Consider the following 25,198-nt stretch of genomic DNA (forward strand, 5'->3'; position numbering starts at 1 on the left):
TTTTGGTTTAATTCTATTTTTTAATTAATTAAAAAAATATAAAAGGATAAAATAAAAATAATTAAATCAGATTTAGAAACAATTGTTGAACATGATTTTCAATTATTAATGCAAAAACATAAATTAAAAAATCTTAATTTTAAATATTTTAAAAAACAATATATTTTTTTAAATTTTATATTAGTTGTTATTACTTTTTTTTATGATTTTTACTATTAGCAATAATTATGCAAATGCCACTTAGTTTTTTAAAAGGATTATTAGGAATAGGTTTTGTTGGTAAAATTATTTTAATTCTTAGTAGTTTAGTTACTTTAAGTTTAGGAATTTGGTTATTTACAAAGTATTATCAAGCAGCAAAATTACAAAAAATTATTATGCAGGAATTACCATTTGAGAAATTTTATCAAATTGGACTTAATGCTTTGACAAAAAAACAGTATCAAATTGCTACTATTACTCAAAAATTTAATCTTTTTCCACATATGGGAGTGCCCAATACGAAAGATATTAAAGAAGACTATGTCATTAATTTTTATGAAAATAATATTAATTACTCATTTGGAACATTAACACGGCGCGAAGTAATTGGTTGAGGGAAAGATGAAGAAATTATTTATACGCGATATCCATATTTAAAAATTGATGTTAAAGAAATGCCAGGATTAGTTGCTACAATTAAAGCAATGCAAACCTTCTTAAAAATTTTTAAAACAAGAGATAATACAACATTAGAGTCAACAGAATTTGAAAAGATGTTTGCTGTTAACGCAAATGACCAAATTTTAATATGAAAATTATTAACTCCAAAAGTAATAGTTAATTTAATTGAATTAGCAAAAGAAGAAAGAAAAATTCCAACGATGCACTTTGATGATGGATATTTAACAATTGTTTTTGATAATTATTTTGTTAATAGTTTTGATGATCCCAAAGGACGATTACTTGGATTTTATTTTATTGGAACTTATCAAGACATTTTGACAAATATTATTGAGGTTATTCAACAAGATGTTGAATTATTATTGACTGTTTTGCAATGAGTTTTAGTGTATGATTTTAAGCAGTAGATTTTTGTGGTGGAATTGGTTTATTTAAAATAATTAAATTAATGGTATTAAATCCACCAATAATTGCACAACTTCAGAGAGCATATCCTAAGCCAACATATCACAATTGCTTAATTACAAGACTAAAAGTTGTTTTTAAAATTAGTTGGATAGAAATTAAAGTTAAAAAGAAAAAAACAATTGTAATTATTAAAACAAAAAAATAAAAGTATAAACTCAAACGTAATCGATTTTTTTCATTGTCATAATAATAAATTTTTGAAAAAATAAGTCAATTAATTTTTTTAAGATAACTTCTAATACGAATAATTTCCATAACAACAAGAAAAATTGAACAATAAATTAACTTATCTTGTGATGAAATGTTTTTTAATGCTAAGAAAATAATTATAAAAATAATTGTTACAAGACCTAATGCAGCAAAAAGCCATAATAAATGTCAATTAATTTTTTTAAGATAACTTCTAATACGAATAATTTCCATTGTTGTCTCCAATCATTTTATTAGTTGAATGTATCTTACTATAAATTTTAATGATAATATTATTTTTTCATTTTTTATGGTTTAATATAATAGAAAAACTGAGGAGGGCATTTATGTATAAAGTAATTAAAGTGACACCATATTTTTCAGAACGTTTATGAGGAGGACGGAAATTAGCCGACTTTGGTTTTCAATTACCAACAGATGACTTGTATGGTGAAGCGTGAGTGATTAATGCATTAGACAATGGAATGAGTTATATTGCAAATGGTCCAGAAGCAGAAGTATCATTAAAAACATTTTTTGCAAATCATCCGGAATATTTTGGTACGACAGATAAAGAATTTCCTTTATTATCAAAAATTATCACAGCAAATGATTATTTATCCGTTTAAGTTCATCCTGATGATGAATATAGTTTAAAACATAATAAAAAGTTAGGTAAACCCGAATGTTTATATATTCTTGATTGTCTGACTGATTGATGCTAAAATGATTTATGGACATTATGCGCAAACAAAAGTTGAATTAATTCAATTGGTTGAAAAAAAGTCTGGGCACAATTATTTACAGAAGTAAAACTGCAAAAATGTGATTTTTTATATGTTCCTCCTGGCAAAGTTCATGCCATTACCCCAGGCGTAACAGTTTTTGAGTTACAACGTTCATCAGATATAACTTATCGTTTTTATGACTTTGATCGCGCTGATAAAGATGGAAACTTTCGCCCCCTTCATTTACAAGAATATTTTGATGTAACAACAGTTTCTGATACAACTGACCAAGTTATTCATCGAAATGAAGGAATTTTAATTGATAATGAATATTTTACATTACATTTATTAACAAAAACACAAGAACTTGATTTAACTAGTATAAAATGAGGGCAAATAACAGTTGTTGAAGGAAAAATAGCAATTGGAACAACAGAACTTTTGGCAGGAGAATCAGCAATAATTGTAGAATTAGCACAAAAGATAACAATAAATGTTGCTGGTAAAGCATTATTAAGTTATAAAAGATAAATTCAAGTTATGCCATTATTAGCAATTTTAATTTTTACTTCAAATTTAGATATCATTTATATTGTATTAATTATGCAATCAGTGGACAGTTTAAAAGCAATTTGAGCATTAATTATTTTAAAATGAAAAAAATGGGTAAAAAATTTAACAGAAACTAATCATATTACAGAATTTGATAATAAAGTAAAAAAAAATAAAAAGAAATGTGAAAGAAATGTAAAAATTTTGCATTTTTTTATTTTTTGTGTATAATATTATTTTTTATTTTGATACTAAAAAACAGGGAATGTATGATATAATTATTTTGTAATAAAACAGGTATAAAAGTGACTAAACTAAATTTAATAAAACATATTAAGTTTTTTTGAATGGGGTAATCAGAAACAATGGAAAAAATTAGAGTATTAACGCTAGAAAAGAAAGGAATTTTAAAAAAATTCTTGTATCAGAATGAAGAGGTTAAATTAGGTGATGAAATTGCTTTAATTGAAAATGAAAATGGTGAATCTATCATTACAGCCCCAATGGATGGAATTATTGTTAAGCCAATTAAAGAAGGTACTAAAATTAAACCCAATACTGTTATTGCTCATTTGTTAACAACTGAAGATGAAATTGAAAAGTATTATTTTAAACGTCTCGAAGATAACGAATTTACTCGCTTAAATAAAAAAGGGATAAAATTTTCAACAACAAAAAATGGTCAATATGGAACAAAATGAAAAGATGTTGAAGAAGATGATTATTCAGGAATTAGCATTGCGAGCGAAGATACTTTACATCCAACTTTTACGCCATCTTTATTGAATCAACATCAAGTTTACAATAATGAAAACATTATTAATTCAAGTGCTGTATTAATTAATGATCAGCAACCATATGATAATTCAATATTATCGCAAAACTTTAGTCAAAATAGTGCAGAACCTTTATTTGAAGAGAACACTATTAATAATATTCCTTATTTTTCAACAAATATTGAACAAAATCAGCCTATTAATTTTCAACAACAAAATAATATATCATCACAAGAACAACTTTTTGAAGAACCCACTAAAATAAAACAAGAAGAACACAAACGATGAGATGAAACAAAATTATCTTTTGGTCCTAAGAAAGCACGCAGATTATCATTTAAAAATTTAAAAATTGATGATAATGATATTATTAATAATCGGGAAAAAATCCCTTCAATTGATACAATTAAAAATCCAATGAATCAAGAAAGAAAAAGTGAGGCGAAGTCAACAATGGTTAATATTCCTAATTTAAATAGTAATATGTTTCAAGAAAATAACTTTGAATCACAAACAAATAGTTTAAATCATCCGCCATCGCTTCCTAACCAGAATATTGTAACAAATGCTGTTTCAATTGGCCAAGCAGAATTAATTGAAGAAAATCAAGCAAAAGAATATGCAAAATATTTAGTTAACACAACAAAACAACAAGATGAATCACCAATTAACGCAGCAGCATTTTTAGGAGGCCAAAATGAAAATACTAGTTTTCGTAATCTTGTAAATCAACGTCGTGAACAATTACATAATAATAATGATTTTCATGAGTTATCATTAGAAAGTGATAATTCTAAAAATTCAATGGATTTTTTAGCTGAAGATGGTCGTCCTAAAATTTTACGTAATATTATCCAAGGAAGAATGAATGATTTAATTAAAAGAAATGTATCACCAGAAGTACAAACTGGGTATAGTAGTTCTGCTTCTAATTATAATGATAATGTTAATACTTTTAAAACAAGTGAAAAAAAATTATCTGATGAAATTTATATTTCAGCTGATGGTTATACAATTGATCCAAATGAATCAAAAGAAGCGAAAGAAAAAAAACCAGGTTATTTTTCACCATTAAAATCTTATCGTGATCGTTTATATGAAAAATTAAATGATAATGGGCAACGAGAAAAAATTTTAAAAACAAGAAATCAACGAGAGTTAATTAAGAAAAGAATGGAACAAATTGCAAAAGGAAATGTTGAAGTTGATTCTGTTTTAGGAGAAATTAGTAATTATCAACGTCCTTCTTTTGAGAAAATTGAATCACAATATGAAATGTTAGATAATGAATATTATGATAATAATAATTCGCAACAGAAAAAACCAAATGATGATATAATTAAACCATCTTCACTAAACGAAAAACAACAATCATCTAAACAGTTAATTCAGCCTGAAAACCATGATGAAAGTAATCACGGTTCAAGAACAACATTATCATTACAACAAGGTGTAAATGATAATAATGTAATGATTGAATTGGCAATTTTAAAAGAGCGTTTAGCTAATCAAGAACAAAATAATCGTCAAAATGAATTATTACGAGAAATTCAAAGTTTACGTCAAGTAAATAATAATAATAATACAGATGGAACAAGCATTGAAAAAATGATGCAATATATGTTAATGCAACAAATGTTAAAAACAATGAATGAATCAGATCCTGTTTTAAAAGAAATGTTAAAAGAATTTAAATTTAATAATAAGAAGTGGAAGGAACTAAAAACTGAACATAATTGTGAAACACATAATTTACAAGTTAAAAAATTTAATTCCGAAGAAACTACTATTCCTAATACTTATGGAAACTTGGTACAACCATTAAATAACAATTTGAATATTATTAATACTAATAGTCAAATTGAATCACAGGGATTAGAAACAAGAGAAGAAATTAAATTGACAAGATATCCTGCGATTCAATCAATGATTATGTCTCAAGCACATGTGCCACCATTAACAATTAATAGTGAAATTGATATGTCAGCAATTATTGATCAACAACGAAAATTAAAAAATGCTAATGCTGACCATCGTGTTCGTTTTTCAACAATGAGTTTTTTAGTAAAAGCAGTTTCGTTAGTTCTAAGTGAATATCCAAAATTAAATTCATATTATGATTCTAAAACGAATCAAATTGTAATTAAAAATTCGCAACACATTGGTTTAGCAACAGAAACTAGCGAGGGATTAGTCATTCCAGTTATTAAATTTGCTGAACGAATGAGTTTAAAACAAATTGCAATTAACATTCAAGAAACAATTGAACGTTTACGTCAAGGTGAATTATATGATTATGAATTAAAAGGAAGTACTATTACTATTGCCAACTATGGAATCGTTGGAGCAGTTAATGCAACACCAACAATTTTTTATCCTAATTCAGCAGTAATTGGTGTTGGACGTATCGTTCGTAAACCAATTGTTATAAAAGGCGATAAACTAGTAATTCGTTCAATAATGAATCTTGCTTTAACAATTGATCAACGAATTATTGATGCTGCAGAAGCAGGGATTTTCTTAACACGATTAAAAGAAATTTTAGAGTCACCAGAATTAATTACATTATTATAATATTAATTTTATTTTTGTCTAAAAGTTCTCCTAAAAATACTTCATTTAATGGCCGTAATAAAATTCCAATTTTAATAATTAAATTATCTAATTCAATTAATACGCTGTTGTTACGATCAATAATTATAGTAAAAATTAAGTCACCACGATAAATTAATCTAGATATAATATTAATTTTATTTTTGTCTAAAAGTTCTCCTAAAAATACTTCATTTAATGGCCGTAATAAAATTCCAATTTTAATTTGTTCATTAATTTTTTCTAATTGAGCAGAATTTAAAATAATACGTGTAATTGTTGCATATCCATTTTTAATTCAATCTTCGGGTAAACTGTAAATTGGATTAAAATACCGAAGAACTAGAACAATAATATTTGTTATATTTTTTTCAATAATATTTTCTAAGATAGTTTTTCCTGCAATATGTCGTGTTTCGCCGTTATCAGTTTTGTAAATATTTTCACGACGATTTCCAATAACATATGCATACACATTATAATTTGCTTTTTTTATCTTTATACTTTTTTAAGAAGTTAATAACATCTGTTTCTGTTTGAACGTAACTAGCGAAACAAAGAAATTTAACATTACGAATTATTAATTCTTTAGTTAAAATTTTATTTTTCTTAATTATATACATTTTGTTATTCTTTTTCTATTTTTACTCCCTCAGGTACTACAGATTTGTACCTAGTACATTATATAATATAAAATTAATGATAAGATTTATTAACATAATAATCCTTTTTAAACTAATGCATTATTTGTTTTAATGTTCCAAAAAATATGTTTTTAAGATGTACAATTAATTCTATGTCAATATCTAGCTAAAATTTCGCAAATTTATTTAATTGATAATTGTTTCATAGTATATCTTTCAGTTCATGGATGATTTGATTTAGGTTTATGAGCTTTAGATTTTGGTAATGTTTTTTCTGTATTTTTAACTGTTGGAATATATTCTAATAGATTATAAATTTTGTTTTCATACTTAAGATACAATGTTTTATCAAATGCATTAATTATTGTAACATTTGTTTTTGAATTAAAAACTTTTAGTTTTTTATTATCATAAGCTAAGTACTTTTTATTTGCATAACTAATTGATAATCCTTTACCTGTTCTTCTTGTTGAAGTTATTGATAAAAGTAAATTAATTTTGTCACTTTCTGGTGCATCAACGAAAGCAGAATTGTTATAATCAATGGGAAGAGCAAAGTGTTTATTGAATTTAGGCAGAAATTTTTTTAAGAACTTATTTGCTTCTTCAAGAGTAGTTACTTTTGCAAGACTTAATTCATTTTTTAGACGATCTTGTAAAGTACCTCATAACCGTTCAATTCGACCTTTTGTTTGAGGAATTGAAGTAGTTATGATTTCGATACCTAATTCATTACAGCATCTGCTGAATTGAGTAAAAGTGTCTTTTTCTTCGTTTTTACTATTATTTTTTTGATAAGTAAAAATTGTTCGCTTATCTGTATAAAATGTCATAGGAATACCATAGTTTTTTAAAATTTGATATAAAACATTATAAAATAACCATTTAAGGTTTCTTGATAATTAAAATATAATCCAATAACTGTATTTGTTGCATCATCAATAGCACCATGTAAAAATATTTTAGGATGATTTATTCCTAGTCATAAATGTTCACTAGCATCAGCTTGTAATAATTTTCCAAAACATTTGTGGCGTTCTCTTAAAGGATGTGATTTATATTTTTTTCTTAATTTCTGTTTTCTAGGAGATTTTATTTGATTTAGAGACATTAAGTTGTATAAAACTGAATAAGAAATTTTTATTTTTTCATTTTCAAGTAATTTTTCTTTAAAATGTATAAAATTAAAATCAATATATTTAGTTTTGTAAAGATTAGGAATATTTTCACAAATTTCTGGTTTTGTTATATGCTGTTCTACCACGTGAATGATGGGCAAAGGAAGTCATATTTTGTGTATCATAAATTTTCATTAATTGTTCAATTTTACGAATAGACAAATCTAAAATTTTAGCAGCACGTTTTTTTGTTATTTCATTATTAATAAATTTTCCAATAGTTTTATATTTATGTTTTTCTGTCATTGTTAATTTTCTTTCCATAGTTATCACCAAATTAATAATATAAATAATTGCGAAATTTTTGCTAGATAACTATTACGAAATTATCACAAGATAAGAACAATGTACAATTAATTCTATTTACATTTTTTTGTTTTAAGTTATAATGAATAAGGTTATTTATATAATCAAATATGGCGGTTGTGGCGAAGAGGTTAACGCTCCGGATTGTGGCTCCGGCATTCGTGGGTTCAAGTCCCATCAGCCGCCCCATTTTTAACTACAAAAGTAGTTTTTTTATTTTTAAAAGAAAAAATATAATATAACATAATAAAAAAACCCCTATTAAAGTTGTTAAGCAAATAGGGGAGTTTTTTACTTAACTATAAGATATTGTGAAAAGCAATATATGAATTTATAATTTCCAAAATAATTTATTTCCGATAAAAAAATTTCTAATTAGTTAAGGCCTGTCTATTTACTTAATAAATACAACTGATATAATGAAAATGTTGACGTATTTAAAATAGCATTTTATTTTAAAGTAATTAATATCAAAATAAAATTATATATTATGGCAATTTAAATTTAATAATTTTACATAATTTTTTATTGTATTATTTTTATTTATTTTTTTGCTGTAATTTTAAAAAGTAAATTATGGGAGGTAACATTATGGACTCGTTACAAGTTGGAGATAGTGTCTTAGTACATGCTTATAAACATAATGGTTCAGTTTACCGTAGTTGAGAATCGGCGGTTGTTTTATTACTAGAAGAAGAATATATTGTTTTAGTAAATGAAGATGTCACTGTTACAGAATTGAATGGTAGAAAATGAAAAACAAATGAACCAGCAATTTGGATTTTTAATCGGAAAAATTGAAGTAATATTATTTGTATGCTTAAAGATACCGGGATAAATTACTATTGTAATATTGCATCTCCATTTATTATGGAACAAAAAACAATTAAATATATTGATTATGATTTAGACATTAAAGTTTTTGCTGATGGTAGTTATAAAATTTTAGATCTAAAAGAGTTTAATCGAAATCGTATTGCTTGAAAATATAGTCGTGATATTGTTAATGCAATTTGAACAGAAATTGATAATTTAAAATATTTAATTAAAAATAAACTTTTTATTTTTAAACATAGTCGTGCAGAAGCGTTATGACAACAATATTTAGCATTAAAATCTAAATTACTTAAATAAAGTTTTATTGTTTAATTCCTAAATAATAGATATTATAAAAGTGTTTTAGAGAGGAGATTTCTAATGGGGCAATATAATTTTTAAAAAAATTTTTTATGAGGTAGTGCTTTTTCTGGCCCTCAAACAGAAGGGACATTTTTGGAAGATGGAAAATCTGCATCAAATTGAGATCATTGATTTAGTTTAGAAAAATATCGTTTTTTTAATCAACAACGTTGTTTAAATGATTTTTACCATCGTTATCAAGAAGATATTAAAATTGCAAGGGAGTTAAATTTTAATTCATTACGAACATCAATTCAATGAAGTAGATTAATTCCTGATGGAAAAACAATTAATCCAAAAGGAGTTGAATTTTATAATAATGTAATTAATGAAATGTTAAAAAATAACTTTAAACCAATTATTAATTTATTTCATTTTGATATGCCATATTGAGCATAACAAAAAGGTGGCTGACTTTCACGAGAAGTAGTTGATGCTTTTGTTTTTTTATGCAAAAAATTGTTTTGAATTATTTGGTGATCGACTTGAAATGTTTACCACTTTTAATGAACCAATTGTTGAAATTGAAGGTAGTTATTGATATTATTGATATTTTTCAAATGTGGAGTTAATATGCAGCATGGTATGCAAGCTCAATGAAATAGTTTAATTGCCCATTTAAAAGCAGTTAAAGTATATCGACAATTAAAATTAAAACGAAAAATTGGATGCATTTTAAGCATTTCACCATCAATTCCTCGTAGTCAAAATAAGGCTGATTTAGAAGCAGCAAAATGACATGATTTGTTTACAATTAATTGTTTTTTAGACCCAATGGTTAAAAATACTTATCCATAAGAATTAAAAGAAGTTGCTAAGAAATATAATTTTATGTGACAAATTGTTGATGGAGATAAAGAATTAATTCAAGATAAAAACTTAAAAATTGATTTCTTAGGAGTTAATTTTTATCAACCAGCTCAAGTAAAAGACATTGATTTTATTCCAGATTTTACTAACGGAGCAATTACACCACATTATTTTTACCAGCGTTATGAAATGCCAGGGCGTCGAATTAATCCATACCGAGGATGAAAAATTTTTCCAAAGGCAATTTATATAACATTAATGAATTTAAAAGAACATTATAATAACATTCTGGTTTATATTTCAGAAAATGGAATGGGAGTTGAGAACGAAGAACGCTTTTTAGAACAGGGTATTATTAATGATCAATATCGCATTGATTTTGTTAAAGAACATTTGGCTTGAGTTCATCAAGCAATTAAGGATGGTTCAAATTGTTTTGGTTATCATTCTTGGGCTTACATTGACAATTGATCATGAATGAATGCATATAAAAATCGTTATGGATTTGTTCAATTAGATTTAACTAATAACGGTAAAAGGGTTTTAAAAAAATCAGCCGAATTTATTGCTAAAACTGCTAAAACAGGTGTGTTTGAATATGAAGCAGAATTAATTTAAGGATTTAAAATGAAAATTACAGATTCAGAACGGCTAATTGCCTTACGAAAAGAGTATGATGATAATCATAATAAATTTAATCAACAAGTGTATGTTTTGCGGTATAGTGAAGCATCACGAATTTTAAAGTTAATTCGGGTAATTAAAGTTAAAAAACCGTTGAATGAAACCTTTCATATGTTATTAACAATGCTGGCGCATGATATGAATGCTAACCTAACATATGATGATTTAGAAAATAATGCTTTTTACCGAGCAGGAACAAAGGATAAAAAACAAAAAATGAATTTAGCTTGCTTTAACGAGAATGAAGAAGTAACACTTGAATGATTCACATCAGAAGCTTGAATTAGTAAAAATTTTTGTTTTCTTAGTAAAAAAATGGACAAGAAACAAAGATTACTTATTTAGAAATTGTTAAAAGTTTAAAAGCAAAAACAGGTTATTTAGAACAAATTATGCGGAATAATTTTCTTAAAGCTGAAGTTATTCAATTTGATATGCAAATGTATGAGTTAAAACGAAATTTAGACTTATTATCGGCAAATAAAAGATTAAAAGAAAATATATTGTAATATATCTTCTTTTTTAATAAAATGTTATTACTAAATCATATTGTGGTTTAGTTTTTTATTAATTAAAGAACTATTAATTTTAAAATATGTAGCATTTAATCAGTATTAACCATCACGCTTTTACTTGCAAAAAATATCATAAAAAATAATTTATTTATGAAAATAGTTAAAATAAGAAGACAAAATTCACTTAAAACATTAATTAATTGTTAATTAAATAATGGTAAAAAATAATATTAGACAATAAAAGCAACAATAATAATTATTAAAACAGCTAAACTACAAATTGCCCCCGAAATTAAGAGAATATGGTTTTTATAGTATAAATAACGATGAAAACTCTTTTCAATAATACGAATTATTATTCAAGTAATAAAGAATATTCCAGCTGGAATAAAAGCAAAATAAATTATAAAAGATGGTACCATAGTATTTTTACCTTTTTCTTGGAAAATTATATCAGAAGGTGGCATGTTATGAAAAAGATTTTACTAGTATGTTCTGCTGGAATGAGTACTTCAATTTTAGTTAAAAAAATGGAAGAAGCAGCGGAAATAATGAATATTGATGTTCATGTTGAAACAAAAGCGATGGCTGAAGCACAATCTGTATTAGAAAATTATGATGTAATTTTGCTTGGTCCACAAGTAAAATATATTGAAAACAATATTAAAAGTATGACAGAGAAGCCTGTTTCAGTTATTCCAGCTAATGTTTATGCCTTAGGAAAGGGAAAAGAAGCTCTTGAATTAGCTTTACAATTAATTGGGTAATTTTGGGAAAATAAGTATTATTTTTAGAAAGGAATTCTCAAGATAATGAAAAAGAGTAATGATAAATTTAATCCAGAAAAGGGTAAAAAAACCAAGAGTATGGATTTTAAAACTTGATGAAATAATAAAGCATTACCAACAATGTCAAAATTAAGAAACCAACGTCATTTATCAGCAATTCGTGATGCATTTGGAACAATGATTCCATTAATTATTGTAGGAGGGATTGGTTTATTAATTGATGCAATTATCTTTGGGGGAGCTGGTTCTGGGAAAGTATCATTACTAGGGATTTTTGCCAAGGCAGCCGGATATAGTTGAGACTCAATAGGAGGTTTATTTGTTGATACATCAACTAGTTGAGGAAAAGCCTCATCAATTGGAGCTTTAGCTTTTAGGCAAATTTAAATTGCGACAATTGGAGCAATGTCATTGTATTTTGCGTTTTTATTAGGCTATTTCTTAGCTTTATCAAGAAATTATAAATCACCGGTTATTGCTGGTTTAGCCTCATTTGCAGGATTCATTATTGCAAGTATGGGACAAGTTTCCTTCTTTATGGATTCGAAAGGATTATTTACCGCTTTAATTATTGGGATAGCAACAACTGAACTATTTGTTTGGTTTGGAAATATGAAAAAATTAGAAATTCAATTACCCGCGGGTGTTCCACCAGCGGTGGGAAAATCATTTGCCGTATTTTTACCAATGGTTTTTACATTAAGTATTATTGGTATTTTTAATATTTTATTTTTAGCACCAGCCATTGCGTTACCAAATATTGGTTTTGAAGTTAAACAATTAAATACCTTTGTTTCATCAGGAAACTTATGAGATCCAAAATTAGGTGCAAATGTAACACTTAATAGTTTTGCAGATTTCTTATATTCTACATATGGTGTTAATATTTTTGCTAAACTTCCTAATGGTAGTTGAGACTTGGTAACAAAAGGGACTGGATGAACTATAATTTTTGGCCAAGCTGATTTAAAGGCAGTTGAAACTGCAATTAGTAATTTTGGAGTTGGAGATCAAAGTGCAATGGAAGCTTGATTTGCAAGTTTTGATCCAAAAAATGCTGATGGTTTAATGAACCAAACAGGTTGAAATTCATTAGGTCAATTTATTTTAGCCAAAGGTGGTAATTTTGGTGGAACTATTTCAGACAATAAAGGAATTGAATATTTATCAGCAAATATGTTTTTTTCAACTAATGCTGCTGGTGAAGCATTTTTAACAGTTTCTTTACGTTATGTCACAGTCCCAATTGCATTTAATGCATTTGGATTTGGGGCAGCCATTTACCGTTTCTTTACTTCTTGATTCATTGGGTTTGCCACAGGGAATGGTTGTTTAGGATTAGCAGTTCTTTATGTGTTCTTTATTTCATTCTTCTGATTCTTTGGAGTCCATGGTTCAAACATTATGGCCGCTATTTTTGAATCAATTTGATGAATGATTATTGGAGTTAATACTGCACTAATTTCTGCGGGATTATCACCACGAACAAATTTAAATGATCAAGTTGGAATCTTTGGAAAACAATTCTTTGATATTTATATGAATATTGGAGGATCAGGAGCTACATTAGGATTATTAATCATGGTTTTATTTTATCACGTCGTCGTGAATTAAAAGAGGTTTCAAAATATGCTCTACCGGCAGGGTGCTTTAATATTAATGAACCAGTTATTTTTGGATTTCCATTAGTATTAAACCCAACTTATATTGTGCCGTTTATTTTATCGCCAATGACTGCAATGTTAATTGGTTGAGTGGCAACAGGACCATTACATATTGTTAATCTTGTTTATGTAACGGTTCCTTTAACAACACCTTGATTTTTAGGAGCTATTTTAGCAACTGTTGACCCAATGGCCGTTCTGATTGCACTAATTTGTTTTGCTGTTTCAACAGCAATTTGGATTCCATTTATTTTATTAGATATTTATACTTATTATCGTAAATTGAAAAAAACAGATCCTGTTGCATATGAAGAAGAAATGAAATATTTGCATGATAAAGAATATTGTAACAAGGTTAAAGCAGAAGCAAAAACTGAAAAGCAAAAAGCAAAAGAAGAATTAAAAAAAGATCGTGAAGCAAAAAAAAGCATAACAACATGATGCTAAAAAATAAAAAATGCGCTTACTAATAAGTAATTAGTGGTCGGTGCTTTTCAATTTTTAATAAATTATTTTAAGCAAAAATAGTTACGGCTAAAATTAAGAGAATTAAAAAAATGCTTAAACAAACACTGTATGATACAATTAAAGCAATTTTATGTCATGCTGAATAGCGTTGTAATACTTTTGTTCTAAATCTAACAATTGTTCAAACAATAAATGGAATAATAAAGAAAATTACTGCTACTAGAATAATAATTTGTTGTGTTGCCATTTAAATCACCTTTCTTAATTTTAACGAAATATAATAGAGAAAAAAATAATAAAAATCAGAAAGAGGGAAATTATGATTGAAAAGAAATTTATTTTTCCAGCATCAATATGTGCATTTCAAATTGAAGGAGGTCGTAGTTTAGGCGGGCGAACAGAATCAATTTGAGATGAGTTTACAAAACGTAATTTTTCAATCCTGCCATTAGGAAAGGCAGAACGGGAAATTAATTCAATTGAAGTTGCAGCTGATTTTATAGTAAGTATAAAACTGACGCTCGAATTATGAAACGAATGGGATTACAAGGATTAGTTTATAATATGGATTGAACTCGAATTTTTCCAAAAAATAGTACTGATTTTAATCCAGAAGGGATTAAATTTTATGATGATGTTTTTAAAACATTAGTTGAAAATGGTATTAAACCAATTCCAATTTTATATCACTGAGATACGCCAATGTGAGCAGAAATTCAAAGTGGATTTGAGAACCATAATGTAATTGAATGATTCCGAAACTATGTCCGCGTTGTGTTTCAATACTTAGAGAAATAAAGTAATTTATGATTTGTTAATGATAAGAATTCTACTTTTACATTAGATGCTTATTTAAATGATTACTTACCACCAGCAAAAAATGATAAAACAGCATTTGCTAAAGCAATTCATCATTTAAACCTTAGTGCAGCAATTGCGAAAGAAGAATTTGATTTAGCTAAGTCAAAAGGTTATCTTGCTAACGATGCATTGTTAGGAATTGACCATGATTGAGCGCCACCGTATCAATTCCGAGAAGGTGACCAAGCAGCATTTGAAAATATAACGGATGATTTAAAAATTTCTTTTTAGACCCAAACTTAAAAGGAACTTATCCAGATGTTTTTTTTCAATGGTTAAAAGATGAAAAAATTAATTTTATGATTAGTGATGAAGATTTAAACTTATTAAAAAAACATCAATTGGATTTAATTGGTTGAAATTATTATCGCCCATGTTATATTACTGGGGATAATTATGTGGATAATTTAAAAGAATTGCACCAAAAAAGTCATACTTTTTTTGTACCGGGTTTTAAACAAGTATTTCCAAAAGGCATTGAATATACAAAATGAAATTGAATTATTGATCCAAAGATGTTAGCGACTGGAGCGGAAATATTATGAAAAGAATATCAAAAACCCTTAATGATTATTGAAAATGGAATGGGTGATTTTGATGATAAAGCAGCACCATTAATTTTAGATCAAGATCGAATTCGCTATTTAAGTTTACATTTAGCAGAAGTATTTAAAGCATTTGACCGTGGAGTTAATTTAATTGGTTATTCATTATAAATTTATTGTGATATTTTTTCGCCAAGCGGAGGATAGCGAAAAGATTATGGCTTGGTTTTTGTTGATTTTAATAGTAAAATTAAAACGCGAACACCAAAATTATCTTATGTTTGATATAAACAAGTAATTACAACAAATGGTAAAAATCTTGCATATGATGATATTGATGTTTTAACGAATTTATTAAAAACCGAATTAACAACATGAGACTTTTGATATCAATAAGGAGGCTGACATGAAAATTGTATTAATTGCAGCAGGACGAATTACAAAATGATTTTTAGATGATTTACAAAATACAAAATATAAAGATCAAATTACTTTATTTGGAATTTACAATTTAACTTATGTAAAAGCTTTACAATATAAAGATACTTACCAAATTCACAAAGTCTATCAATCATTAGATGAGTTAATTAAAGAAGCTGCAAGTTTTGATTTAGCATATATTGGGACAAGTGATGCAACTCATTATGAAATTGCTAAGCAATTATTATCACATAAAATAAATGTTTTTTGTGAAAAACCATTAACATTATCATACCAAACTGCACAAGAATTGTATGATTTAGCAGCAACAAACAATGTTTTATTATTTGATGGAATTAAAACTGGATTTTCACCAGTTTATCAAATGATGAAAGTAGATTTGGAAGCTGATTTAATTGGAACAATTGAATATTTGAGTGCTAGTCATGCGAAAGTTTCAACAAGTGGTAAAAAGACAGAACCAAAATCAAATGTTAAAAACTTTGTTGGGTTACATTTAGCTGGGGGAATGTATCCTTTATTTATTGGCCTTGATTTATTAGGGCCAGCTCAATTAGTAACACATTTAAATAATGCTTATGCAACCCATAAGGCAATTTCTACTTCTGTTTTAAATATTCGTCATAAAAATCAGGGCATTTCAACAATTATTGCTAGTGATAGTTTATCCATTGATTTATCAGCACAAATTTTAGGAACAAAAGGTTATATTAGAGTGGGGGTAATTTGCAAAAATACAATGCTGATTATCAAAAAGATTCTTGTCATATGGCATATACTTATCAAGTTTATGATTTACAAGGTAATTTAATTAAAACTGTTGATGAACCATTTACAACGGCTGGTGAAGGACTACGGTTTGAGATTAAGCATGTCTATGATTTATGAAAAAATAAAAAAAATGAGTCAAATGTTGTTACGAAAGCAATTTCATTAGAAATTATTAAAATTTTAGAATTAACAAATAATACTAATGATCATCAAATTATTGAATTATAGAGAGGAACAAAATTAATGAATGTTTTAGCAATTGACTTAGGTGGAACTAGTTCTAAGTGTGCTGTTTTTTCAGAAAAAAAAGTTATTCGTTGTGAATTTAAAGTTACAACAAATAAAGCAGCAATTTTACAAACCATAAAAGAAGAAATTGATCAACAATTAGAAAAACATCAAATTGATTGATCAACAATTAGTCAAATTGGTTTTGCAATTCCTGGTTTCTTAGATGAAAAAAATGGAATTGTTGCTTTAGCTGGCAATTTAAATTGACGTAATTTTAATATTAAAGGAGAAGCTGAGAAAATTTTTCAAAAACCAGTTCATATTATTAATGATGCTAATGCAGCTGCATTAGCAGAATATTGAGATCCTATCTATGATAAAAAAGAATCATTAGTTTTATATACATTAGGAACTGGAATTGGTGGAGGAATTGTTTTAAATGGTCAATTGTGAACAGGTGCAAATGGCTTTGCTGGTGAACTTGGTCATGGTGGTTGTTTTCAAACTTTATTTGCCTGTACTTGTGGATTAGAAAACTGCATTGAACCAGTTTCTTCAGCGACAGGTTTAACAAAATTAATTAACCAAACTGCTGATGAAAATCCGGGTAGTTTATTACACCAATTAAAAGAAAAAGAAAAACATGATTTAAAATTAGTTGATATTAAACCATTATTTGATAAAAATGATGAATTAACAATTGCAACAATTACTAGAGGATTAATTCCATTAGCATATCATATTGTAACAATGTTATATATTCTAAATCCAGAAGTAATTATTTTAGCTGGTGGTGTTACTAATTTAGGGGTAAAATTGAAAAATATATTACAAGAGTTAGTAAAAGCACGAATTGGTGATTTTATGTTAAAAACTTTTACAATTGAGATTTCAAATTTACAAGATAAGGCAGGAATGTATGGGACAGGGTATTATGCTCTTTCTAAAATGGATGAAACAAAATAAGAAATGGAGAACATAAAAATGAAAGAAATAAATTTTAAAGAAATATCATTTGGAATTATTACTTATGCTGGTATGGCAAAATCAAATGCATTAATTGCAATTAAGTCTGTAAAAGAAGGAAAAACTACTGATGCTAATAATTTAATTGCAGAAGCAGAACAAAATATTATTGAAGCAGAAAAGCAACATATGACGATTATTCAAGAAGAGGCACAAGGGACTAAACATCAAATTCCCGTGTTATTTATGCATGCCGAAGATCAAATGATGACAGCACAAATGGTTATTGAATTAGCAAAAGAATTTATTGAATTATATGATAAATTACTTGCAAAAAAAGTTTTGGATTAATTGTTATGAGTCTTGGTGTTAGTTTATATCCACATTTGTTTGCAGAAAACTATGATTTAGAGACATATTTAACAAAATGTGCAAAAGCTAAAATTAAGGTTATTTTTACTACCTTGATTAATGTTAAAAAAGTGATCAAAAGTTATTTAATCGCTTTTTACAATTAACAAAAACAACAAATAAACTAGGAATTGATGTTTATGGTGATGTGAATGGTGCTGTTTATGAGGAATTTAAATTAGATAAAAATAATCGTGAACAAGTTATGGATTTTTTTATGACTGAATTAGGATTAAAAGGAATTCGTTTTGATTAAGGAATTAGTGGTGAAGATGTTGCAAAATTAAAACATAATAAAGAAGATATTAAAATAATTTTAAATGCATCAAGTCCAACCCAAGAATTAGCATTTTTATTATCATTAAATGCAAATAAAAATAATTTGGTTGGATGTTGAAATTTTTATCCGCAACGTTATACAGCTAGTTCGTTAATGTATTTTATTGAAAAAAAATCTATTTATAAAAAATTAGGAATTCCATTACAATTTTTTGTTGCTTTACAACGAAATGATGCACAAGGACCTTGACAATATAATGATAAATTACCAAGCATTGAAATGCATCGTTATTTAACACATTGACCGCGTAAAATATTCGGTTGGTATAAATTTACCAAAAACTAAGAAAAAGATAGATATAAAATTCTATCTTTTTTAATTAGGTTAAAATTGTTGTTAACCTTGCTTAGTTTTAAAAAATAACAGCAAAACCAACCAAATAAAACTCTCCTACTTGGAATGTCGTAAAACCAAGCAAGCGAGGATAAACAATACAGGGGTGGCCGTACCGATACGAAATAATGCAGGCAATTCTTTTAGGCAATATAAAAGAGTTATCGTGGTTTGGGGATAAATCTTTAACCTGCAATGGTTAAAGGGTAAGTGTTCCACAATAAAAAAATTTAGAAATCTTACTATTTATAAGGAGGATTTGAAAGTGTCTTTAAAAGAACTCTGTTGAAAAGAGTTAAAAATTAAATTAGCAAATAAGACAGTATTAATTAATAAATGTCAGTGTTATATCAATGAGGACTTTACAAAATTAACCAAAAACAAAAAAGGTGGCTGATATTGTAAAAAGTATGCTCGGCATTGTTTAGCAAGATTAGAATTTATTAACAAACAAAAAATAATTTATAATCTTTGATTTTTGACTTTACAATGCAAAAATAATCACCAAATTATTAAAAAATTAATTTTTAAGAAAAATAAATGATGAATTATTAATATCAAAAATTAGAAAGGAGAAATTATATGGTTGAAAATAATATCAAAAATACAATTAGCGAGTTAATTAACGAGATTAAAACAACAACAGAAAACAATTTAAGCAATTTAGAACAAATTATGGAAGCTTTAATTGATAAAGTTAATAATATTGAAAATATTTTAAATTAAATACGATAAAAAAATTAAACCAACTATTTATTAAAATTAGTTGGTTTTTTATTTTTGATAAATAAAAAAAGAAAGGAGATAAAAATAATGAGGAAAAGTTGTCCTAAATGTAGATCAAAAATAGATGGTGATAATAAACATTTATGATGCACAAATGTTTATTGTATTTTTGCAAAAAACCCATATATTTTTAAAAAGAAAAAATAGATAAATATGTTTGTTTGTGACTCTCATTTTATTTTGTTTTTTATTTAAGTTTTTAGATGATCGCTTAGTTATTTAAAATGTTGTGAAATATTAGAAAATTTGGAGAAAATTTAATATGTTTGATAAAAAGCAATATAAAGAATGAAACATATTATCAAAATATTTAAGTTGATATGAAATATTTAGATATTTTAAAAGAGTTTATGATTATAAAAATGAAAAACAATTAAATCAAACACTTAATAATTATTTAAACAATTTACCAATTTAAGGGGCGTGGTGCAAAAATATATTGTAAAGAAACATTTAATAATATGTTAATTGCTTCAATGTTAAGACTTATAAGACTTAATAGCAGAATTAATGAAGTTAAAATTAATAAAAATAAAGAAAAAATTGAATTTAATATTTTTAAATTAAATCAATCTCAAAATCAATTTTTATCTTTATAAATAAAAAACTTTTTAAAATTAGTAATAACTTTAAAAAGTACTTTTTAGTTTGTCAAAATTCATAATTTTATAAAATTATTTATTCAATTAAAAATATAATTTTTAAAAAAGTTGAATTTTTTATAAATTTTGTTATCATTTATTCATAAGCGAGACATAATTTGTTTCTAATTACTTAATTTTATTAAAAACCTCAAAATAATATATACTACCGGTTAATTAATTTCTCTCTTTCTATCGATAAAAATAATGTAATAAAAATGCTGACAAATTATTTTAAGTAGTATAAAATTTTACTATCATGCAATGATGATTTAAAAAGAATATAAGTATATGTTAAATATTTTCAATACTATTAATTTTAGAGAAAAAGTAAATATTGATGTTAATGAAACAGGAAAAAGATTAATATTAGAAGAATGAGAAAAAATTGTAATGGCCAAAATGGCTATATTATGTAGGGTAAAAGATCTTTTACAGAAAAAACAGAGTATGGTCATATTACCTTTTTTAGAACATTATTTCGTTTTTTTAAATAAAGATACTAATAAATATCAATTTGTTTTCTTATTTTATAAGAAAGTCGGAAGAAAAAAACGAAGTAGAATTAGTATTTTTATTAAAATAGCAATTTTAAAATTAATGGATAGTACTAAAAGACAAAGAGATATTATGGATATGTACCCAAAATTAAATATATCAAAGATGACAATCACAAACATTAATAAGGAAATTGATTTTGCTAAATTATTTAAAGAACAATTAAAAGCAAAAAATGAAAAAATAATTGTTCAAACACCATATTTGTATGCTGGGGTTGACGATTCTTTTAGTAATTTAACAAAATATAGAAAAATAGAAAAAAATATTTTTAGAATAGCATATTTTCATACTGGGTATGATGAAATAAAAAGCACTAAAAATAAAAATGTTCTAAAAGATAAAAAAATTTTTATTATTATGAAATCAGTAAAAAATAAATACTATCTTATTAAAAAATATAAAAAAGAATTTTTACATTTTTTAAATCAAAATTTTAATATTGAAAATTGTAAATTAACGCTAGCAGGTGATGGAGCAAAATGAATCCAAAAATTTGCCAATGAAATTGGTGCAATTTTTATTTTAGATTATTTTTATTTGATGAAAGAATTAAAAACAATATTTCCTTATCGAATAAGAAAACTTACTAAAAATTTAACCGATAATGAAAAAATAAGAAAACAAATTTATTGAGATATGAATAAATTATTTAAAAATGGCGATCCTGATGAAGTAATAAAATATTTAAAAAAATTAATTACAAGAAAAAATATTAAAGAATATCCATTTTTAAAAGATAAAAAAGATAAAATCAATGGTTTCATTAAATATATCAAAAATAATTCTGAGGGTATTAAAGTTTATAAAGAAGATTGATATATGGGGTCTTGTACTGAACCACAAATTTCGCATAATGTAAAATGATTAAAAGAATATGGTGCTAAATCATATAGTGAAAAAGTTTTTAAAAATATGATTGCATTGAAAATGGCAAAAGAAAATGGTGTTAATTTAATTGAGTTTTATTTAATAAATTAAACAAAAAAAATGAAAAAGAATATAATTATTATTTTAAAAATGAAGATAAGCATAATCAGCAATTTTTAATAAATAAAAATGTTGCTCACCAAGCACAATGTTTTGTCTAAAATTTAAAGTAAAAATCAATAATTTAAAATAAATTTATTAAATAATTTGCGAATTATTATTTTTTGTATTGTAAATTATTACTTTTATGTTATAATTAAATTAATTAAAAAAGATAAATTTATCTTTTTCTTAGGAATTTTATTTTAATAGATAAATATTTATTAGAATAAGGTATCACCAACCGAATAATTTACTCCCTCTTTAACATTAGATTTTCAAGTTCGTCATTTTGTGGTCTTAGGTGTAGAAGACATTATTGTATCAAAGCAGTTTTTAAATGATGATGAGTTTACAACTTTGCAAAACATTAATTTACATTTAATTACATTAAACTTAAAAACAGATAGGGGATACTCCTTGATCAAACAATTCATTTTGTTCGCCCAGATTTAGCAGAGTATATGATTCGTAGTACGCTTGCTCGGATTAAATATCAAGATTGTGATTTGCCTGCTCGGCCTTTTAATGGTAAATATTTTGAAAAAGGTGATGTTGTGATTTTAAATAATAAGGCACAAAATTATAAAGGTGAAGTTCAAATTATAACAAAGCGGATTATAAACGATGGTATTCGTAATCTAGTTGGTCAATTAGATGAAAATGAACAAAAAATTGTTGATTGTTTATTACCAAATCGAGAATTTAAATTTAATTTAAGTTAAAAAAGCTGTAGTTAAAACCTATGGCTTTTTGATTTAAAATAACTTTTATAATCAAGTGTTATGAAATAATGCATTAAGAGGAACAAAAATTGACTATCAAACAGAAAAAAATTAATTTAACAGCATTAGGAATTAATAATTTAAATGACTTAAAAACATTCTCGGTAGTTAGTTTGTCTGACCTTGAAATGACAGTTTCTTTAATAATATCTTGTGTTTTTGAATGGATATTAACCCTGGGTTTTTATATTTAAAATTATTTTATAGTTTTGATATTATAAAAAAATGCTCATCTTATTATATTAATCTAAGATTAAAATTAGGTTCAATATTAGGAGCGGTAAAAAAATCATTAAAGATTAAAAAAGAAAATAAGTTTGAAATATTTATTGAATTATTTTTAAAAATCTAAGTAATTCCAAATTAAATCTTGGTATTATCTTTATAATTATGTTAAAATCTAATAAATTAAGGAGGAAACGTAATTAATGTCATTTACTGTAATAAAACACCCGTTAATTTTGGATAAATTAACAAGAATGCGCAAAAAAGAAAGTAATTCAAAGGTCTTTAAAGAAAATTTAGATGAAATTGCGCAATTAATGACGTATGAAATATTTCAAAATATTGAATTAAATGAATTTGAAATTGAAACACCAGTAGCAAAAACAAAGGGATATAAAATTGCAAATGATATTGTTTTATTTCCAATTTTAAGAGCAGGATTGGGGATGGTTAATGGAATTATTAATTTAGTCCCAAATGCTAAAATTGGACATATTGGATTATACCGAGATGAAAAAACCTTAGAACCACATGAATATTTTGCCAAAAAACCAGAAAATATTAATAAAGCAAATGTTTTAGTTTTAGATCCAATGTTAGCAACAGGGGGCAGTGCTAATCTTGCAATTCAAAAAGTTAAAGAATGAGGAGCAACTAATATTAAATTAGTATGTTTGGTAGCTGCACCTGAAGGAAAAAAATGCGTTGAAGAACATCATCCAGATGTTGATATTTATGTTGCTGCATTAGACGAACGCTTGGATGAACATGGTTATATTATTCCTGGCCTAGGTGATGCAGGAGACCGTATTTTTGGAACTAAATAAAAAAAATAAATTAAATTGAAAAAACCATTTTAAAGGTGTAGAATGTAAACTGTCAATAATAAGTTTAATAATCTTTTTGGGAATACTAATAGTATTGACGATGATATATTTGACATTAAAACGAGATTGAACTTTATACACAGGATTAGTCTTGGGGTATTTGTTTTCTCTTATAGGTTTCTTAATCATTTGTTTTTCTGGATGATTGTTAAGTATAAGTCTAAATAAGTACTTTTTTATCTTATTGTACCTAGTTCGCTTAGTTATTTATGCTATACCTATAGTTATTTATGCTGAGAATACTAGTTTTTTTAGTATCTACACAATAATTGTTGGAATTAGTTTATGCCCATTTTCATCGTTATTTGCAAATGTTAAATTTCCCATTCATCAACGCAGAAAGGAAGGAAAAAATGGCAATGAATAGTAGCTTTGGTAAATTTCTTGCAATGAATTTAATCCCTGAACCAAATAAAAGTGGAATGGATGCATGAAGTTATACAATTTTATTACCGCAATTAATAACGATAGTTATTACTACCTTTATTATTATGCTTTTATCAATTGGTTATTATAAACGCTTAAAAAAACTTGGTCCAACCGATGTTCCAACTGGTTTAGTACTTTTTGCTGAAATTACAATTAAGTGAGTTGAAAAACAAGTTGTTGATTTGATGGGACCAAAATATAAATTTTTAACAGTTTATGTTATGTACTTATTATTGTATATTGGGATTGGAAATTTAATGAGTGTTGTTGGGTTTGAATCACTTGCAACGGCTTATACTGTCCCATTATCAATGGGATTGGTTACTTTTCTTGGAATATATTATTTTGGGATTAAATATCAAAAACTAGTATATTTTAAAAAGTTTTTTATCAATCCGTTAGAATTATTAACACAATTTGTTCCTTTGATTTCAATTTCATTCCGTTTATTTGGAAATATTTTGGGAGGAACAGTTATTATTACCTTGTTCACATCTTTAATGAGCTTTATTTGAGGACATATTCCTTATATTGGGCCTGTTGATTTATTAGCTGGTGTATTTTTACCTTTTTTAAGTATTTATTTTGATGTTTTTGATGGTTTAATTCAAGCATATATTTTTGCAATTTTAACAATTGCTTATTGGGCAATGGAAATGAAAACAGAAACGAAAGAAAAAAAAGAAAAGATAATTAAGGTGAAAAAAGAACAAAAAGTTAAAAATGTTAATTTAAATGGCTAAAAAAGGATTAAA

The 25,198-nt window shown here is 25.8% G+C and carries 35 protein-coding genes, 1 tRNA gene and 3 pseudogenes; 34 read left to right on the forward strand and 5 right to left on the reverse strand.

All coding sequences use genetic code 4. From position 1 onward, the window contains the following. The first annotated feature begins 227 nt into the window (after window positions 1–227). Entirely contained in the window at window positions 228–1,070 is an 843-nt protein-coding gene (locus tag C6B38_RS00045; RefSeq protein WP_233485413.1) for a DUF3137 domain-containing protein, read from the forward strand. Here C6B38_RS00045 and C6B38_RS00050 read toward each other — a convergent pair. Then, the gene (locus C6B38_RS00050; RefSeq protein ID WP_105298173.1) at window positions 1,060–1,554 is read right to left on the reverse strand and encodes a hypothetical protein; all 495 of its coding nucleotides are present in this window, start codon (window positions 1,552–1,554) and stop codon (window positions 1,060–1,062) included. The two genes, C6B38_RS00045 and C6B38_RS00050, sit on opposite strands and share 11 nt — an antisense overlap. Window positions 1,555–1,667: 113 nt before the next feature. Between C6B38_RS00050 and C6B38_RS10740 the strand changes: the two genes are divergently transcribed. From C6B38_RS10740 to C6B38_RS00065, 3 genes are all read left to right on the forward strand, one after another. Further along, on the forward strand, window positions 1,668–1,949 hold the full coding sequence (locus tag C6B38_RS10740) for a type I phosphomannose isomerase catalytic subunit (protein WP_233485414.1): 282 nt from the start codon (window positions 1,668–1,670) through the stop codon (window positions 1,947–1,949). A gap of 639 nt (window positions 1,950–2,588) precedes the next feature. After that, window positions 2,589–2,831, forward strand: coding sequence for a hypothetical protein (locus C6B38_RS00060; RefSeq protein WP_233485415.1), 243 nt, complete (start codon window positions 2,589–2,591; stop codon window positions 2,829–2,831). Window positions 2,832–2,965: 134 nt separating this feature from the next. Beyond that, on the forward strand, window positions 2,966–5,950 hold the full coding sequence (locus tag C6B38_RS00065; protein ID WP_146693235.1) for a 2-oxo acid dehydrogenase subunit E2: 2,985 nt from the start codon (window positions 2,966–2,968) through the stop codon (window positions 5,948–5,950). Here the strand turns inward: C6B38_RS00065 and C6B38_RS00070 are convergent. Both C6B38_RS00070 and C6B38_RS12245 read right to left on the reverse strand, forming a co-directional pair. Next, the gene (locus C6B38_RS00070) at window positions 5,937–6,443 is read right to left on the reverse strand and encodes a YigZ family protein (RefSeq protein ID WP_233485416.1); all 507 of its coding nucleotides are present in this window, start codon (window positions 6,441–6,443) and stop codon (window positions 5,937–5,939) included. The two genes, C6B38_RS00065 and C6B38_RS00070, sit on opposite strands and share 14 nt — an antisense overlap. 351 nt (window positions 6,444–6,794) lie before the next feature. Further along, window positions 6,795–8,043: pseudogene (locus C6B38_RS12245) on the reverse strand (ISNCY family transposase). A gap of 166 nt (window positions 8,044–8,209) precedes the next feature. Between C6B38_RS12245 and C6B38_RS00090 the strand changes: the two are divergent. The 6 genes from C6B38_RS00090 (at window position 8,210) to C6B38_RS00105 (ending at window position 11,114) form a co-directional block, all read left to right on the forward strand. Next, window positions 8,210–8,285: transfer RNA gene (locus C6B38_RS00090), tRNA-His, on the forward strand. 402 nt (window positions 8,286–8,687) lie between these two features. Then, window positions 8,688–9,230, forward strand: a complete 543-nt coding sequence (locus C6B38_RS00095) for a DUF402 domain-containing protein (RefSeq protein WP_105298177.1) — start codon at window positions 8,688–8,690, stop codon at window positions 9,228–9,230. A gap of 93 nt (window positions 9,231–9,323) precedes the next feature. Beyond that, window positions 9,324–9,674, forward strand: a complete 351-nt coding sequence (locus C6B38_RS10745; RefSeq protein ID WP_255401044.1) for a family 1 glycosylhydrolase — start codon at window positions 9,324–9,326, stop codon at window positions 9,672–9,674. Window positions 9,675–9,848: 174 nt separating this feature from the next. Next, a complete protein-coding gene (locus tag C6B38_RS10750; RefSeq protein WP_233485418.1) occupies window positions 9,849–10,073 on the forward strand; it encodes a family 1 glycosylhydrolase in 225 nt (74 codons plus the stop codon). Between the two features lie 33 nt (window positions 10,074–10,106). Next, entirely contained in the window at window positions 10,107–10,703 is a 597-nt protein-coding gene (locus C6B38_RS10755; RefSeq protein WP_233485419.1) for a family 1 glycosylhydrolase, read from the forward strand. A 9-nt stretch (window positions 10,704–10,712) separates the two neighbouring features. After that, the gene (locus tag C6B38_RS00105) at window positions 10,713–11,114 is read left to right on the forward strand and encodes a hypothetical protein (protein WP_105298178.1); all 402 of its coding nucleotides are present in this window, start codon (window positions 10,713–10,715) and stop codon (window positions 11,112–11,114) included. A gap of 400 nt (window positions 11,115–11,514) precedes the next feature. On the opposite strand, the gene C6B38_RS00110 is transcribed toward C6B38_RS00105, so the two are convergent. Next, window positions 11,515–11,751 carry a hypothetical protein gene (locus C6B38_RS00110; protein WP_146693237.1) on the reverse strand — a complete coding sequence of 79 codons (237 nt, stop codon included), beginning with the start codon at window positions 11,749–11,751 and terminating at the stop codon, window positions 11,515–11,517. Between the two features lie 3 nt (window positions 11,752–11,754). Between C6B38_RS00110 and C6B38_RS00115 the strand changes: the two genes are divergently transcribed. From C6B38_RS00115 to C6B38_RS10775, 5 genes and pseudogenes are all read left to right on the forward strand, one after another. Beyond that, a complete protein-coding gene (locus tag C6B38_RS00115; RefSeq protein WP_105298180.1) occupies window positions 11,755–12,051 on the forward strand; it encodes a PTS sugar transporter subunit IIB in 297 nt (98 codons plus the stop codon). Between the two features lie 45 nt (window positions 12,052–12,096). Continuing rightward, on the forward strand, window positions 12,097–12,459 hold the full coding sequence (locus tag C6B38_RS10760; RefSeq protein ID WP_233485420.1) for a hypothetical protein: 363 nt from the start codon (window positions 12,097–12,099) through the stop codon (window positions 12,457–12,459). A gap of 24 nt (window positions 12,460–12,483) precedes the next feature. Further along, window positions 12,484–13,686, forward strand: coding sequence for a PTS transporter subunit EIIC (locus tag C6B38_RS10765; RefSeq protein ID WP_233485421.1), 1,203 nt, complete (start codon window positions 12,484–12,486; stop codon window positions 13,684–13,686). Then, a pseudogene (locus C6B38_RS12215) lies at window positions 13,683–13,742 on the forward strand (hypothetical protein); the annotation flags it as partial. The gene C6B38_RS10765 and the pseudogene C6B38_RS12215, both read left to right, overlap by 4 nt. 39 nt (window positions 13,743–13,781) lie before the next feature. Continuing rightward, window positions 13,782–14,183 carry a hypothetical protein gene (locus tag C6B38_RS10775; protein ID WP_233485422.1) on the forward strand — a complete coding sequence of 134 codons (402 nt, stop codon included), beginning with the start codon at window positions 13,782–13,784 and terminating at the stop codon, window positions 14,181–14,183. A gap of 67 nt (window positions 14,184–14,250) precedes the next feature. On the opposite strand, the gene C6B38_RS00125 is transcribed toward C6B38_RS10775, so the two are convergent. Beyond that, a complete protein-coding gene (locus C6B38_RS00125; RefSeq protein WP_105298181.1) occupies window positions 14,251–14,451 on the reverse strand; it encodes a hypothetical protein in 201 nt (66 codons plus the stop codon). A gap of 72 nt (window positions 14,452–14,523) precedes the next feature. On the opposite strand from C6B38_RS00125, the gene C6B38_RS10780 reads away from it, so the two are divergent. The 19 genes and pseudogenes from C6B38_RS10780 to C6B38_RS00180 all read left to right on the forward strand — a co-directional run bounded on the left by C6B38_RS10780 (window position 14,524) and on the right by C6B38_RS00180 (window position 25,186). Then, window positions 14,524–14,760, forward strand: a complete 237-nt coding sequence (locus C6B38_RS10780; protein WP_233485423.1) for a family 1 glycosylhydrolase — start codon at window positions 14,524–14,526, stop codon at window positions 14,758–14,760. Further along, a complete protein-coding gene (locus tag C6B38_RS10785) occupies window positions 14,733–15,002 on the forward strand; it encodes a family 1 glycosylhydrolase (protein WP_233485424.1) in 270 nt (89 codons plus the stop codon). The genes C6B38_RS10780 and C6B38_RS10785 overlap by 28 nt, the downstream gene beginning before the upstream one ends. Window positions 15,003–15,214: 212 nt before the next feature. Further along, window positions 15,215–15,781 (forward strand): family 1 glycosylhydrolase, encoded by a 567-nt coding sequence (locus C6B38_RS10790; RefSeq protein ID WP_233485425.1) that lies wholly within the window; start codon window positions 15,215–15,217, stop codon window positions 15,779–15,781. 51 nt (window positions 15,782–15,832) lie between these two features. Continuing rightward, window positions 15,833–16,006 carry a hypothetical protein gene (locus C6B38_RS10795; protein ID WP_233485426.1) on the forward strand — a complete coding sequence of 58 codons (174 nt, stop codon included), beginning with the start codon at window positions 15,833–15,835 and terminating at the stop codon, window positions 16,004–16,006. Window positions 16,007–16,016: 10 nt separating this feature from the next. Further along, window positions 16,017–16,862: a Gfo/Idh/MocA family protein gene (locus tag C6B38_RS00135; protein ID WP_233485427.1), complete on the forward strand. Its 846-nt coding sequence runs from the start codon at window positions 16,017–16,019 to the stop codon at window positions 16,860–16,862. After that, window positions 16,820–17,050: a hypothetical protein gene (locus C6B38_RS10800; RefSeq protein WP_233485428.1), complete on the forward strand. Its 231-nt coding sequence runs from the start codon at window positions 16,820–16,822 to the stop codon at window positions 17,048–17,050. The genes C6B38_RS00135 and C6B38_RS10800 overlap by 43 nt, the downstream gene beginning before the upstream one ends. A 15-nt stretch (window positions 17,051–17,065) precedes the next feature. After that, window positions 17,066–18,019: an ROK family protein gene (locus tag C6B38_RS00140; protein ID WP_105298182.1), complete on the forward strand. Its 954-nt coding sequence runs from the start codon at window positions 17,066–17,068 to the stop codon at window positions 18,017–18,019. A gap of 18 nt (window positions 18,020–18,037) precedes the next feature. Further along, window positions 18,038–18,370 (forward strand): PTS lactose/cellobiose transporter subunit IIA, encoded by a 333-nt coding sequence (locus tag C6B38_RS00145; RefSeq protein WP_105298183.1) that lies wholly within the window; start codon window positions 18,038–18,040, stop codon window positions 18,368–18,370. Window positions 18,371–18,560: 190 nt separating this feature from the next. Beyond that, window positions 18,561–19,055, forward strand: a pseudogene (locus tag C6B38_RS00150) (MupG family TIM beta-alpha barrel fold protein). A gap of 313 nt (window positions 19,056–19,368) precedes the next feature. Then, window positions 19,369–19,671 (forward strand): hypothetical protein, encoded by a 303-nt coding sequence (locus C6B38_RS00155; protein WP_105298184.1) that lies wholly within the window; start codon window positions 19,369–19,371, stop codon window positions 19,669–19,671. Window positions 19,672–19,685: 14 nt separating this feature from the next. Further along, entirely contained in the window at window positions 19,686–19,829 is a 144-nt protein-coding gene (locus tag C6B38_RS09460) for a hypothetical protein (protein WP_162475772.1), read from the forward strand. A gap of 322 nt (window positions 19,830–20,151) precedes the next feature. Then, window positions 20,152–20,307, forward strand: coding sequence for a hypothetical protein (locus C6B38_RS09465; RefSeq protein ID WP_162475773.1), 156 nt, complete (start codon window positions 20,152–20,154; stop codon window positions 20,305–20,307). Window positions 20,308–20,350: 43 nt separating this feature from the next. Further along, window positions 20,351–20,488 carry a hypothetical protein gene (locus tag C6B38_RS09470; RefSeq protein WP_162475774.1) on the forward strand — a complete coding sequence of 46 codons (138 nt, stop codon included), beginning with the start codon at window positions 20,351–20,353 and terminating at the stop codon, window positions 20,486–20,488. A 333-nt stretch (window positions 20,489–20,821) separates the two neighbouring features. After that, window positions 20,822–22,069, forward strand: coding sequence for an Mbov_0401 family ICE element transposase-like protein (locus tag C6B38_RS00160; protein ID WP_105298185.1), 1,248 nt, complete (start codon window positions 20,822–20,824; stop codon window positions 22,067–22,069). Window positions 22,070–22,581: 512 nt separating this feature from the next. Next, on the forward strand, window positions 22,582–22,842 hold the full coding sequence (locus C6B38_RS10805; protein ID WP_233485429.1) for a phospho-sugar glycosidase domain-containing protein: 261 nt from the start codon (window positions 22,582–22,584) through the stop codon (window positions 22,840–22,842). An 89-nt stretch (window positions 22,843–22,931) separates the two neighbouring features. Beyond that, window positions 22,932–23,096, forward strand: a complete 165-nt coding sequence (locus tag C6B38_RS09475) for a hypothetical protein (RefSeq protein ID WP_162475775.1) — start codon at window positions 22,932–22,934, stop codon at window positions 23,094–23,096. 234 nt (window positions 23,097–23,330) lie between these two features. Beyond that, window positions 23,331–23,954 (forward strand): uracil phosphoribosyltransferase, encoded by a 624-nt coding sequence (upp, locus tag C6B38_RS00175; protein ID WP_105298187.1) that lies wholly within the window; start codon window positions 23,331–23,333, stop codon window positions 23,952–23,954. Further along, window positions 23,923–24,381 (forward strand): MG406 family protein, encoded by a 459-nt coding sequence (locus tag C6B38_RS12250; protein ID WP_443028730.1) that lies wholly within the window; start codon window positions 23,923–23,925, stop codon window positions 24,379–24,381. Before upp ends, C6B38_RS12250 begins: the two co-directional genes overlap by 32 nt. After that, entirely contained in the window at window positions 24,368–25,186 is an 819-nt protein-coding gene (locus tag C6B38_RS00180; RefSeq protein WP_199558529.1) for a F0F1 ATP synthase subunit A, read from the forward strand. Before C6B38_RS12250 ends, C6B38_RS00180 begins: the two co-directional genes overlap by 14 nt. The last annotated feature ends 12 nt before the right edge of the window (window positions 25,187–25,198 follow it).

The sequence above is a fragment of the Spiroplasma sp. ChiS genome (genome assembly GCF_002968355.1).
Classification (GTDB): domain Bacteria; phylum Bacillota_I; class Bacilli_A; order Mycoplasmatales; family Mycoplasmataceae; genus Spiroplasma; species Spiroplasma citri.